This is a genomic window from Bradyrhizobium sp. 4, assembly GCF_023100905.1.
Lineage (GTDB): Bacteria > Pseudomonadota > Alphaproteobacteria > Rhizobiales > Xanthobacteraceae > Bradyrhizobium.
This window is the reverse complement of the sequence record NZ_CP064686.1, coordinates 1,362,217-1,374,446: the sequence shown is the minus strand read 5'-3', so window position 1 is coordinate 1,374,446 and position 12,230 is coordinate 1,362,217. Positions and strand designations below refer to the sequence as shown.

General features: G+C 58.5%; 12 protein-coding genes, 2 pseudogenes and 1 other annotated feature. Of the genes and pseudogenes, 6 read left to right on the top strand and 8 right to left on the bottom strand.

The window, feature by feature from the left end:
* Positions 1 to 497: 497 nt before the first annotated feature.
* Both metC and IVB45_RS06415 read right to left on the bottom strand, forming a co-directional pair.
* On the bottom strand, positions 498 to 1,844 hold the full coding sequence (gene metC / locus IVB45_RS06420) for a cystathionine beta-lyase (protein WP_247289243.1): 1,347 nt from the start codon (positions 1,842 to 1,844) through the stop codon (positions 498 to 500).
* A gap of 363 nt (positions 1,845 to 2,207) precedes the next feature.
* Positions 2,208 to 2,616: pseudogene (locus IVB45_RS06415) on the bottom strand (transposase); the annotation flags it as partial.
* Positions 2,220 to 2,335, bottom strand: a sequence feature (AL1L pseudoknot). Its footprint overlaps the pseudogene before it by 116 nt.
* A gap of 745 nt (positions 2,617 to 3,361) precedes the next feature.
* On the opposite strand from IVB45_RS06415, the gene IVB45_RS06410 reads away from it, so the two are divergent.
* Positions 3,362 to 4,156 (top strand): transglycosylase domain-containing protein, encoded by a 795-nt coding sequence (locus IVB45_RS06410; RefSeq protein WP_247360307.1) that lies wholly within the window; start codon positions 3,362 to 3,364, stop codon positions 4,154 to 4,156.
* A 135-nt stretch (positions 4,157 to 4,291) separates the two neighbouring features.
* On the opposite strand, the gene IVB45_RS06405 is transcribed toward IVB45_RS06410, so the two are convergent.
* The 3 genes from IVB45_RS06405 to IVB45_RS06395 form a co-directional block, all read right to left on the bottom strand.
* Positions 4,292 to 4,885, bottom strand: a complete 594-nt coding sequence (locus IVB45_RS06405; RefSeq protein ID WP_247360308.1) for an FMN-binding negative transcriptional regulator — start codon at positions 4,883 to 4,885, stop codon at positions 4,292 to 4,294.
* A gap of 64 nt (positions 4,886 to 4,949) precedes the next feature.
* Positions 4,950 to 5,102 carry a rubredoxin gene (locus IVB45_RS06400; protein WP_247360330.1) on the bottom strand — a complete coding sequence of 51 codons (153 nt, stop codon included), beginning with the start codon at positions 5,100 to 5,102 and terminating at the stop codon, positions 4,950 to 4,952.
* Between the two features lie 94 nt (positions 5,103 to 5,196).
* A complete protein-coding gene (locus IVB45_RS06395) occupies positions 5,197 to 5,997 on the bottom strand; it encodes an MFS transporter (protein WP_346015309.1) in 801 nt (266 codons plus the stop codon).
* A 19-nt stretch (positions 5,998 to 6,016) separates the two neighbouring features.
* On the opposite strand from IVB45_RS06395, the gene IVB45_RS06390 reads away from it, so the two are divergent.
* Positions 6,017 to 6,235, top strand: coding sequence for a hypothetical protein (locus IVB45_RS06390; RefSeq protein ID WP_157642942.1), 219 nt, complete (start codon positions 6,017 to 6,019; stop codon positions 6,233 to 6,235).
* A gap of 931 nt (positions 6,236 to 7,166) precedes the next feature.
* A complete protein-coding gene (locus IVB45_RS06385) occupies positions 7,167 to 7,535 on the top strand; it encodes a hypothetical protein (protein WP_247296012.1) in 369 nt (122 codons plus the stop codon).
* A 219-nt stretch (positions 7,536 to 7,754) separates the two neighbouring features.
* Here IVB45_RS06385 and IVB45_RS06380 read toward each other — a convergent pair.
* A pseudogene (locus IVB45_RS06380) lies at positions 7,755 to 7,955 on the bottom strand (DUF2285 domain-containing protein); the annotation flags it as partial.
* A 1,201-nt stretch (positions 7,956 to 9,156) separates the two neighbouring features.
* Between IVB45_RS06380 and IVB45_RS06375 the strand changes: the two are divergent.
* The 3 genes from IVB45_RS06375 (at position 9,157) to IVB45_RS06365 (ending at position 10,180) form a co-directional block, all read left to right on the top strand.
* Positions 9,157 to 9,390, top strand: coding sequence for a hypothetical protein (locus tag IVB45_RS06375; protein WP_026232951.1), 234 nt, complete (start codon positions 9,157 to 9,159; stop codon positions 9,388 to 9,390).
* Between the two features lie 3 nt (positions 9,391 to 9,393).
* On the top strand, positions 9,394 to 9,615 hold the full coding sequence (locus IVB45_RS06370) for a hypothetical protein (protein WP_247339997.1): 222 nt from the start codon (positions 9,394 to 9,396) through the stop codon (positions 9,613 to 9,615).
* A gap of 355 nt (positions 9,616 to 9,970) precedes the next feature.
* Complete coding sequence (locus IVB45_RS06365) at positions 9,971 to 10,180, top strand: hypothetical protein (protein ID WP_247339996.1); 210 nt, start codon at positions 9,971 to 9,973, stop codon at positions 10,178 to 10,180.
* 816 nt (positions 10,181 to 10,996) lie between these two features.
* On the opposite strand, the gene IVB45_RS06360 is transcribed toward IVB45_RS06365, so the two are convergent.
* Both IVB45_RS06360 and IVB45_RS06355 read right to left on the bottom strand, forming a co-directional pair.
* Complete coding sequence (locus tag IVB45_RS06360) at positions 10,997 to 11,419, bottom strand: hypothetical protein (protein ID WP_247298775.1); 423 nt, start codon at positions 11,417 to 11,419, stop codon at positions 10,997 to 10,999.
* Between the two features lie 19 nt (positions 11,420 to 11,438).
* Positions 11,439 to 11,636, bottom strand: a complete 198-nt coding sequence (locus tag IVB45_RS06355; protein WP_247360311.1) for a hypothetical protein — start codon at positions 11,634 to 11,636, stop codon at positions 11,439 to 11,441.
* Positions 11,637 to 12,230: the final 594 nt, after the last annotated feature.

The window sequence follows — 12,230 nt, the reverse complement described above, 5'->3', positions numbered from 1 at the left end:
GCTACAATTCGGACATTCGTCGCAAGAGAGACAACCTTGTTGGTGCTAGCTGAAGAATGTATGTCGCATCGGCAAGTACGCGAACGATCGTTTACGCCTTGGGTCAGCCTCCGCGCCTCTGCTCCGGGGGCCAGCCGAGCTAGTAGACCCGGCGCCCGCGTCATAGGGCACAGAGGCAATTAGACGCAGAAATGGCATGCATCCGCTGCGATATACCCGTTTGCGGTCGCGCCGTAACCGAACGGAAAGCCGGAGATTCCCGGTTGCGCGGTCGCCTATTGCCAAGCGCTCGTGTTGAAAAGCACCCGGACATGTTTGGGCAAGCGAATCATCCGAATACGGCAATGGCCTGCAGCTTAAATGAGATCCAACCGACCGCACACATGGGCGTTGTGCTCACGCACATTGACCGACAGAAGCCTTACGCATGGTTGCGATAGCGCCCCCCAAGCGTCGCTCTTATCGGCCTCCTCGCACCATCAATACTGCCCTTGAAATCACCCGTCTCTGCTCTCATCCTGGTAAGCAGCGTCGCTCACGGAGTGTTCGCAGGCGGCTTGCAGCGCCTGATGCATGTCCGCAATGAGATCACTCGGCCTCTCGATGCCGGCGTGAATACGAATCAACGGTCCATCAAATGAAACCTTAGCTTCCGTTCGTGGAGGATCATCGACAGGCAGCGCAAGGCTTTCGTACCCACCCCACGACAATCCGATTCCAAAAAGGCGCAGTTTCTGGAAGAAAACCGAAAGCTGGGCCTTGGGCATAGCCTTCAGAACGACGCCGAACAGGCCACTTGCACCCAAGAAATCCCGCTTCCAAATATTGTGGCCGGGATCGTTTGGGAGCGCAGGGTGTAGAACCCGGCCCACTGCCGGGTGGTCTTCCAGGCTTTGAGCCAGCTTGATGCCATTTTCGCAATGCTGCCTCATGCGAACGGCTAGTGTCCGCAGTCCACGAAGAGCTAAATAGATGTCATCTGGCCCAGCGATCTCCCCGAAATGATGAGCGCTTGGCTGCAGGAGCGGCCACGCTTCCTTGTTAGCAGTAGCAATGCCCAGAAGGGCGTCGGAATGACCAACGATATACTTGGTCGCGGCATGGATCGAAATGTCGACGCCATGGAGAAAGGGTTTGAAATAGAGCGGCGTCGCCCAAGTGTTGTCCATGAGCACGAGCGCACCCGAATGATGCGCGATCGCGCACAGCGCGGGAAGATCCTGTACCTCAAACGTCAGTGACCCCGGGGACTCCAGGTACACAGCTCGCGTTTTTGCTCCAATCTTCGCGAGTAGATCCGAAGGTTGTGTGGGATGGAAGTACTCCACTTTGACCTTAAATCTAGTTAGAACCTCGTTCGCGAATATCCTGACCGGTTCATAGACGTTATCGCAGATCAAAACATGATCCCCGGCCTTCAGGATCCCGAGAAGCGCGTGGGAGCACGCAGAGAGCCCAGAAGGGAACAAGATCGAACGATACCCGCCTTCCAGTTCACAAATGGCAGCCTCGAGAGCGCGAGACAGCGGTGAGCCGAATCGTCCGTAGTTCGTCACTGGATTCTGCTTGCGCCTATCCCACTCTTCGAGGCTTTCCGAAACGATCGTGGAACCTCGATAGACAGGCACATTGACCATCCCGGCGTGTTCAGCCGGCGCGCGACCGAGATGAGACAATTTCGTGTTGGGCTCTGGCAAGCCTTTACCCGAAGGGATCCGATCCATACTTCTCCTATCTGGGATCGCGCCGCTTAATGCGCAGCGAATGCCCACAACGTGCAACTCGTCTCCGGCGCGACCACTCGAGAACTCTGCATCGACGCCCTCTTCGTCATCATATCCCAATTTTAGAGCAGCTCTCCTCCCGCACCGAAAGCGCGGTCAACCGCACAGCGAGACCGTGCCGGACCGCGCTCCTGAAAGTCGGTGGTCAGCTTCATGCAGATCTACAGTGGGTCCATCACTACAGCAAAGGTTGGGCCAGACGCGCGGGGTGCGGGCTGCAGGCGGATTAACCAGGACTGATCGAATGACTCGGCACCAGGCGACTTTCTTGTCGGACAAAAGACGCTGCATGTGGGCTCCTCGCCAAATCGGTTAAATCGGGACGATCTTGATGTGGGTTGACAATTGCACTTGTTATGAACTCGCGCGTTGGCGTTGTTTTTTCAGCCGCTTGGCTGGATCGCGCCGCTTGGCCGCATCGGCGTGGTAGGTCGAGGGGGCGCATCGGCAGGACCTTGCAGATCGGCTCACCCCCATGCGCCCACGATGGATCATCAAGAGGCGATCATGGCTTGGACCTGCGGTCGAGCTCCGCCATCGCAAAATAGGCGCTTGCGTTCCGTAGGATTTCGTTAGCCTGCCGGAGCTCGCGGTTCTCCCGTCGGGGCCTTCAGCTTCTCGGCCATCTCAGTCGGAACGCCGGTCCGCTGCCCGCTGTCGATCTCGCCTTCTTGACCCAGTCACGAAGCGTTTGCGGTGTGCCGCCGATCTTTGCCGCAACCGATCTCACCGCCGCCCGGCGCGAAGGATGCTCGCCGGAGAAATCCAGAACCATCCGAACCGCTCGGGTTCGGACCTCGGGTGACAATTTGTCCGTCGTCTTGCTCGTCATGGCTCCATCCTCTCAGGAGTTGGAGCGTCCGACAAACCCGGGCGGTTCAAACCGATACCTGACTGAATCGAGAGCTGGACCTTAACACCACTTGAATCTTACCTAGCGTCAAGTTGTACTAACTACCGGTTCGATTCTCCGAACCCGAGACACATTCCGGCCTCAAGGTGCAGGCGCGGGACATTGAGGATCTGCGAGGCGTGCTTGAGATGATGGTGGCAGCTCTTATTGTCCTTTCGATTGTCGCCGCCGGTGGGGCTGGCTACGGCGTCCGTACTCGGCGCTTTCGCATCCGACGAGAGCGCGCGCGGCTGCATATGGCTACGGCCCACTCCGCAGAGAGTCGCAGCAGTCATCCGCCGTCGCGCAACTCGCTCGAGCAACCCGCGTGCTGGCAACCAGAAGCAGATCTTGCGGACCAGAAGCGCTCGACAATAGCCCGCGAGGGCTAAACAAATTCACACGGGCTCACCTCTCACCTGCAGAATTCGCTGCCGGCACCCTCGGCAAGGTGCAGCTGATGCGCGAGTTCTTACGTTGTGCTGCGGCGTGTCGCGGCTCCAGAACTACGACAGATGCTTTGTCTGGCGGGGACGTCCGAACGGAGCGGCGTGCCGCAGGCAGCACGCGTTTCGACGCGCTAAGTTCAAAACAATTTGAAACGCAAGTGAGTCAGATGATACCGCGAAGAAGAACCCCAATCCCAGATCGTATGATGGCTGGAGCCACGCGTGGCTCGTCGATTATGCGCGGTGCAAGGCTTGTTCCCCGATCCTTGCGCTGTACGATCATCGATCCGCTTTCGGAGGCCTTAACATTCGGGCTCATCAGCCTCATAGTGTTAATGATCGTGGCAAACCCCGTTTTTCAGAAAACAGGTGATCAGGATTGGAGCCAGGGCGACGATCCCACACTCTGTCTGCCGGAATGTCGCACGGGTCTGACCAGCGCTTGCGCGACCTACAGCTCGATTTCAGTGAAGGAGCTTCCGGACGTCCTAGTCAAGGCGACATTGGCAACCGGGGACCGCCGCTTCTATAGCCATTTCGGCTTTGACCTTACCGCGATCGCGCTCTCATTGCATGCCGCCCCGGGCACACAGGCCGTGCGATCGTCCATTACCCAGCAGGTTGCGAGAATTCTATTCCCCTCAGATCAACCAAATTTGGAGGTCAGGATTCAGGAGGCGCTTGTCGCAATTTGGCTCGAATGGCGGCTCAGCAAGGATGAAATCCTGAAGATCTACCTAAACCGTGTGCAGATCGGAGGCGGCATCTTCGGCGTCAGTAAAGCTGCGCAGAGTTATTTCCAGAAGCAGGTTCAGGATATCGAGCTTGGCGAAGCAGCCTTGCTTGCCGGCCTGATAAATGCGCCACTAGATCTATCTTCGCATGTTGCTCTTCCGAATGCGCGTGAGCGTGCAAACCTGGTTCTGGACACCCTCCTCGAGACCGGGCTCATCACCAATGATCAGCTGTTCGCGGCAAAGCAACATCCGGCACGCCTGATCTTCATGGATCAGGACGCATCGCCGAATTGAAGCGATCGAGGTGAGCGTGATCTCGCGGAAGATGATTGCCACTGCTGCCAACGAGTGGAGGGTAGCACAGCTGATTGACTGGCTATGAGGCCTGCTCCGCCTTGACGGCGGCAACGGCCAGCATCGCCTCGCCCATCACATTGTTCCCTGTGCCTTCAGGGCATTGCCGGCGCCGACGATATCCCGGACCTCTTTGTTCTGGCTGAGCTTCGACTTGCCGACCAGGCGTGTGATCTCGATCTCGATGCCGACGATCATCTTGCGCATCGTGTCGATGTAGTCCTTGGGGCTGTCGGTCATCTTCCAAGGATTGGCCTGTTTCGCCTCATGAATGCGCGTCAGGCGCGCGACTATGCCGCGGACGTAACGCTCATCATCGCGGATCGTGACACGTCCGTACACATGCGCAACCATGTAGTTCCACGACGGGACCTGCTTCTTGAACTCGACCTTGCTCGGATACCAGTTCGGCGCGATGTAGGCATCCGCGGCGCGGAAGACGATCAGAACCTCATCACCGGTGGCGAGATCCTGCCAAACAGGGTTCGCACGAGCGACATGCGAATGAAGCACGCCCTGCTGACCTTCGTGCGCATGCAGTTCGAACGGAATATGATTCGCGTCAAACCCACTCTTCCCGTTGGTAAAGAGGATGCCGAGCGGATTTTTTTCAATGAGATGGTGAAGTACCTCGGCGCGAGCCTCAACGAAGTGCGGAGGGACGTACATGATAACTCCTTTGGCATTGTGGGACGCCGTGCACCATAGGGTCGCGCAGCATCAACGGTTTGGTTCAGACCTCGGTCATCTCGAATTCACTTTTGCCAGCACGCCGGTCGGGGCAGATCCAATCTGCGGGCACGTCCTCCCAGCGGGCGCCGGGCGGAACGCCCTCTTCAGGCCATCCGTCTCGCTCGTTGTAAATGAGCCCGCACAACGCACACATCGAGGTCTTGTAGAGAGGCGCGTCGGACGCGATCTCGGTGTTCACGTGAGCACTTTCGTTGCTCATGACAGCTTCCATATTCGTCGGGCAGGGTTCATGAGGTCGACTTAGGGCGAGTCTGGCCTATCCAACTTGTAACTGCATTTTTGCTGGTGCGATCGCGATGGGATAGATCAGGCCGGGGTAGATGTTGCCGGTTGCCGGTGTAGCTGACGAGCGAGAGGCTGATCAGCGGAACGAAGCCGCCGAGTATGCCAGTGCCGATGGGATACGGAAGCGACAGCGAAGTATATCGCAGCCGGGCCGGAAAGAGCTCGACGAGAAACGCGGCATTCGGCGCATACACCAGCACTACCAAGACGAGTTGCGCCAGGAATAGCGCGGTGACGGCCACGTAGTTGTGCGCAGCCGTGGCGCTTGCAACGCCCATGTAGATGTGAATGTAGAGCGCGGCGGCGAGCAGAAGTCCGGTGAGGATCAGCGGACGACGTCCGATGCCGTCTGACAAGGCCCCGCTCACGACCACCAGGGGCGTACCGATGGCTAGGGCAATGGCGACGCAGACATTCGCCGTCAGGAAATCCACCTTGAGAACGCTCTGCAGGAAATACAGCGCGTAGAATTGCCCGGTGTACCACACGCATCCCAGACCCGCCGTCGCGCCGAAGAGAGCATACAGCGCATAACCAAATCCTTGTCTCGTGCCGAAACTTTCGCGAACCGGCGCGCGCGAGACCTTGCCGGCCTGGCGCATCTGCTCGAAAACCGGCGACTCGCTCAGCTTGAGACGAAGATTGATCGAAAACACGACGAGAAGTGCGGACAGCAAGAACGGGATACGCCACCCCCAAGCACGGAAACCTTCCTCCCCGAGCGTTAGCCGACACGCCAGCACGACCAGAATTGCAACGAAGATGCCATCGCTTGGTAAGAGGAAGTGCCTCGACGGACCTTCAGAAATTCTCGATCAGAAAATCAAAGATCTGCCTGCAGGCCCCTATAAAATCGGCCTAAAGGCGGTGATGGCGCATATTGATGCCGCCATCAAGCACTACAAGCGAGGACAATCCGAGCCAGACCAAACACTATTCACCGATGTTGTCTTTCGCTGCAATCAAGCTTTTGAGGGTTAAGGAAGCTTACCGAGTGCTCGCTGGCAAGGACCCGTCGCGTATCGCGCCCCACAAAATCGAGGAGTTCCTCGGTCAGGCTGATCTACTTCGAAAGAAAGTGTTGGATCAATTTACGCGTTACCGGACCGAATGGCGCAACCCATTCCACGCACGACTACGCTCTCGATTTCGACGAGGACGAAGGCCTGATGGCAATCGTATCTGTCACGGTCTTCGCCATCGTTCTTTGCGATCAGATCGACGGAAACTTCCTTTTGACACTGCGGCGGACCCACGAGCGCCTGCCGCCACCCCGACGACCCGGCAGGCACACCGCTGCTTGACTTAGTTACGAGCGCCCTTCTCAGATTTGCTCAAGGACATACAGATGACCCTTTGGTTTCTCGCGATCAATTGAGACCGCATTATCTTCGTACGGTGGGCACTATTGCGGGCTATCTCGTCAGTGCGCTGCGCGGCGTGCCAGGTGTTAGGGTCAAACAGAGCCAACTGTTCTCTGATAGAGAGGCTGATATCGTCGTCGAGCGATCAACGGGAGTGAGCTCTACGGAGAAGGTAATCGTTGAGTTGAAGGTTTCCTCCTCAGGGAAGTCCCTTCCGAGGCGCTTCCTTCGACGTAGCGCGGTCGAAAAAGCCGCTTACTTCTTGCACCTGCCCGACGTGACGGGAGCCGTCGTATTTCTATATTCCGGCAGCAATAAAACGTATGAGATTGCCGATACAACGGAGGCGCCGATAGAGAAGATGCGAATAGTCGGCGCGGCTTCGGATACAAAGTTAGTGAGCCCAAGAGATTAGAAGTGCACCGTCTGTTTGGCATGGGCCTCGGGCTTCTCGTTGGCATAAATGCGGTGCTCTTCACGGCTATGATTTTCTCGGAATGCCGGCTCACAGCCGCGATTGCCGGCGAGCGGTCCGCCGAGACGCCGGAATGCAGGGAGATAACGGCTCGGATCATCGAGCGGGAAATACGCATTTCGATCACTTCTCGGCCTCCGGCGGCAGTGTCTTTTTCAAGAAGCCGGACAGGGTCTTAATCTGCGATCCAAAGTTTGTGAACGCGAGCGGCTTCCCGTCAAATGATTGGTTTGCCCTCGCCGCGACGGCAGGAAGCGCGGTCACGGGTGTCGATCCGAAAAAACTGCAGGCGGCGGCTCATCGATGCCAGAGAACCGCACTCAAGGACGACGGCGAACAAGCTAGCGTTGCTCTTCCTAACGCAGCAGTCGGGTGTCAGGCGTTCACCAGAGACGGCGGAGGCGTGGTCGTGGATGTGGCAATACCGCTGCGAAAGCATTGAACTGGTTCAACGCAGGTCCCAGCACACCGCCGCGTTGTTGCCCGCGAAATAGCCAGAGCCTGCCCGAATTGGCTAACGGGTTGTTAATCGGGGCTCGGCAGGCTTACCATCAGCGCTGCCGATCAGCCCCCCAGCCACAGGTAGCGCAAAGCGATGGCCGGCGGCAGCGATGCCCGCCGGCCATTGTCGTGACCTAGCCCTTTCAGCAGCCGAAGGCCATCCTTGCCGCAGCAACCGACGGTACCCACTGTCAGCGACCCATTTCGCGCGCTCAAGATGGCTTTCGAACGCGGGCCGAGCGCGCGCTGGCTCTCGTTCCGGGTCAATGCGCAAGATGATCCGCGATACCTCGCGCCAGTCAGCGCCTTCCGCATCGGCATCAAGCATGCGGAGATAGGTGATGCGGTGCTGTTCATCATAGAAACATGTGCTTCCTTCCGATCATTGGTTGCAGCGCCGGGACCATTCTCGGTCTTTGTGTCGCCCGGGTGGGCGCCGGCACGGGACTAAGGCCGCTGCGAAAGGTGGCTGATTTATTTCCCGCGCGATCCGGGTTGACGTGATCGGTATGCGCGCCGGCGTTCCCAATTCGGCCCGCGGTAGGGCTGGTCATCCGGCGTTCTTGTGAAGCGCGCCGGGCGAGTACCGAGGCAGCGCCGCTGCGACATTCCATGCAGCCCGCGGCCGCTTCCAAGCCGCTAGGGAAGTTGGACAGGATAGCCAAATCGCCCCCGCGTTTCGGGGTCCGCACCTACCGCAGCGCGGGGCCGTAGGACTGCCGGCACTCGACAGCCCGGTCATGTTGCACACTGGTTATTGATCCGGCCAGCCCAACATGCAGGCTTGGGATGGGCCGGCGCCGACGCCAAACACGCGCCCAGCTGGGACCGCGGCGCCTGCGCGCCGTAACGGAAGTTCAATGCCAATGTGGAGCATCTCTCGGCGGATCGCGGCCGCCACCTGAGCCGGTAAAACAAGGCGGGCCCGGTATTCCTAGGAACCCGGGCCCACAACCTCAGCAACGTCATGGCGGCGCCGTTCGGCTGCGTGTTGGGTTCTAAGCGCCCTTGTCTCAAACCGCCTTGAGCAAGGTCAAAGACTGCCCTTCTGGCAGTGGGGCTGGTCATCGGTCGACTTGATGCTATCGGCTACAAGCGGATGCAATTCAAGCTCGATGGACCAGGCGAGCATAGCTTCGCCTGACAGTGGGCACGAACCAAGCAGATGCGTCCTCCCATGCCGCAAAACAACAACCATGAACCATTTAGAAAAGATTGCCGGCTGTTCCCGGTCGTTAAGTGATCGTAAACCATGCGATGGCAACAAACCGCATGGAAACCGAACTCCCGCCTGAAACGATACTGCGAGACAGCCGTCGGCAAGAAAAGCGCAGGTCGCTTTTTAAGCACTATCACCGGCAATTTCTCGATCGTCTTCGTGACCGCGATTGGGTGTCTTCGTTAAAGCTTCCCGACAGCCCCGGAACGACGCTCGCTCTTTTTCGAAACGGATGGATGGAGCGACGCTCAACGGGCAAAGGCGTCGAATATCGTATGACCGAAGCCGGTCTGTTGGAGCTTAGCCGGCCGCGATAACTCAAAGGCGCAGTGGAGGCAACGCAGTGTCAACAGCCATGGAAATGATCGTCGCCGGCTACGTGAAGGTGCGGGACCGACGTGCCTTGACGGACCTGCTCGCGCATCGGCGCAAGATGCTGGGCGAACTACACGCTGTCTCCGGCATCGATCCCGCGAACGCTGTTCAGGCCGTCCAAGACGAAATAACAACTATCGAAGCCGGCCTAGAAGAACTCAAGCCGCCGCCCGGCTCGCTCCCCGAAAACGAGTGGAGCTAGGGCGTGCGCGTTAACAAGATCAATTGGGAGAAGATCGGCCGCATGACAGAGCCCGGCCGTTACAAATGCTTCTTCGGCTATCTAACCGTTACGTCAGACGACATCGAAGTGTGGACGCGCTATCCCGACGCGACGTTCACTTTGATTGTGGGGCCAACGACTGAGCAATCGGTGGGCGAAGATTACCGTTTAGGCGCGTTCGACATCGGCGATCCACAACAGTAGGCGGTTCGCCGTCGGCGATGCCTGTCAGGCTGCCGCTTGCGCCGACCTCGCCAAGGCGCTAGGCCCCGATCTAGACCGCCTCGCCGGTACATCGCTGGACAAGGGCGCCGAACTTGATGCACTCGCGGCGATGCCAGCAGACGACCGGGCTTCGCTGATCCGATGGGCGGCCGCCGGCGAGATTGTCGCCGCCTTTGCGGTCCTGCTGGTCGGTTGGTTCAGCGAGCGCGCACTCCGTGCAGAAAGACGGCGCCGGATGCCCCATCGACGCCGCTGATCGTCGTGGTTGCGATGCTAAGTGAAGCCTCGCCAATCAGTTTGGGGCAACATGGTTCGGGCATTTCGCGATACTGTCATGGCACTCACTTTTCTTGTAGTCGCGGGCAGCAACATTTTGTGGGATTTCATGAATAGCTACCTCGCCTGCGGCCTTGCACTGACCGCTTCAATCACGGCCGGCTTTTGCGTCGAGCGCGACTTCATCAGGCGGCCCAATCGCGAGATGGCCCGCCTCCACCGCGAGCATTCGGCAGAAGGACCAATAGGCCGGCGCGGCTGGGAGTAAGCCAGCTCGGCTTACGAAATACGGCTCCCGTGATTGAGACGCTGCATTCCCGATCGCGGCGAGATCAGCCCTGAGCTATTCCGGGCCGCTTATCTGCATGGGTCTTGAGGGGCTGGTATCCAAGCATCGCGATCGGCCTCACCGTGGCCGTCGGCAGAAGCACTGGATCAAGGTGAAGAACCGCAGCCACCCGGCGACGGGACGGGAGCTATAGATCGGCAGCACGGCTGTTCCAGAATTAACCTGATCTCGCTGCATCAATCTTAATTTTGCAACTCGATTGCAGCATCGCTGCGAAGCGTTACCTTCTGAACGCCGGACATTGCCCGTCTGGCTCCACCCACGGCGAAGTCGTCGCACCACCATATTCGACGCGGCGCTTCGTTTGATTGCAGGCGGTTTCGTTTGGAAAAGCAGCCGGACCACGAACCGCTTGATCTCGTCGAGATGCGTCGGCAACTCACCGTACTGCGGTCGCAACATTCCGAAAATCTTGGAATAGCGTCGCTGTTGAACCGCTTCCTCGTGAAGATCGCGTTTCTGTCAGAGCCGAGGGACGTCGCGCACGTCCAACATCTGCGGTCTGAGTTCGCACGAACGCTGCAAAAGGTTGAAGCGATCGCCTCGCGGTCCCCGTCTGCGAAGCCATCAGGCGCCGTCAAGCAGCCCAAGTAACACTAACGCACAGACGTCCTTGCGCCTGCCGCCGGCGGCGCCGATGCTGGATGCAGTCGCGAAGTCGTCCTCGTCTCGCGTACCGGCGGCTTCGCGGCTAGGGGTCGCCGCCACAAGCGGCGGCCCCGCCCATGATCAGATCTAGGGAGCGCGCCGCACCGCTCGGGGTACAAACGGCAGTCTCGGAGAAAACGACTTGGCGATCGCGAGAACCGCGGCTTCGTCGGTTTCGAGTGCGATCTTCTGGGCGAGCATCACATCGCCAACTGCCAACGCCCGTTCGGGGAGGAAGCACCATCCCACCTTAGGCTCCAATTTTTCGTCCAGCTCCAAAACATTGCTCATGGTGCCCTGATGAATTCGGTATCGACGGCCGGTAAGAGAACCAGTGACTTCAAAAAAGCCATTGACATCAAATTGCGCGCGCTGTTCTGGAGATAACCATTCCCGCAAAAGACGGCGTGCACGCGCTTCCGGGCCATTTTGCTCGTTGAAGCTCCGATAAAGCGCACGCAGGGCGCGCAAACGCGCGCCCTGCGCGACGTTGCGTCCGAACAAAAACATCTTCGGTGCTACGACGGTTCTAACCGCCGACTAAGTGCGGATAGAACAGCGTTTCCTCCGCTGTTGCATCAACGGCCGGCGTCCGAGTGGCAGCGGTAAATCCCCGGCCGGTAAACATCTTGAAGCGCCGCTCGGCCTCGGCGAGCCCCTTGGGGTCGTCTTCCTCAAAAAAATGTCTGCTGTCGCCTGTGCTGTCCATTACGATCTGGGTAGCCATGGAAGAGAACTCCGCAACGCCTAGCCTCTGATGAAGAACAAACCTCGCTGCGATCAATAACTGTTCCTGGTCTCGACAAATTTCATTGTGCCTTCTTGTTAGTCAGCGGTCGTCTACGAACATTCTACCGTCGCGACGCTACCCGCGCGAAGGGGCTAGGTTCTTGGACTATGTTTCAACACGTCGCGCACCAATCGTCAGGAAATGGAACGAGCAGCCACGGCCCGTCCTCAATGTTATCGTTTGCAGCTACGGGTCTGCCGGTCGCGAGGGGCTCGGCTGCGAACTTTTCGACCTCAGCGGTACTCGCCGCGTGACGCTCGGCGCAGCTTAAATCGCTTTGCATGAATAAAACTTCCCACCGGGGCACGATCGAATTTGCAGCGTCTTCGAAAAATATGGATCAAAAAGATCGGCACGCGACAAAATATCAGACCCCCTTGGCAAGCGATAGGAGCGCGGACCTGTCCTTTTGCATCCTAGTCGCGCGCGCCATCAGGCGTTGCAGTGCAGCCAACAGCCATCTCCATTCTTTGAGCGCCGTCGCTCCATCAAACTTTGCGGGCGGCGATCATGGCCTGTGAGGGCGGCTCA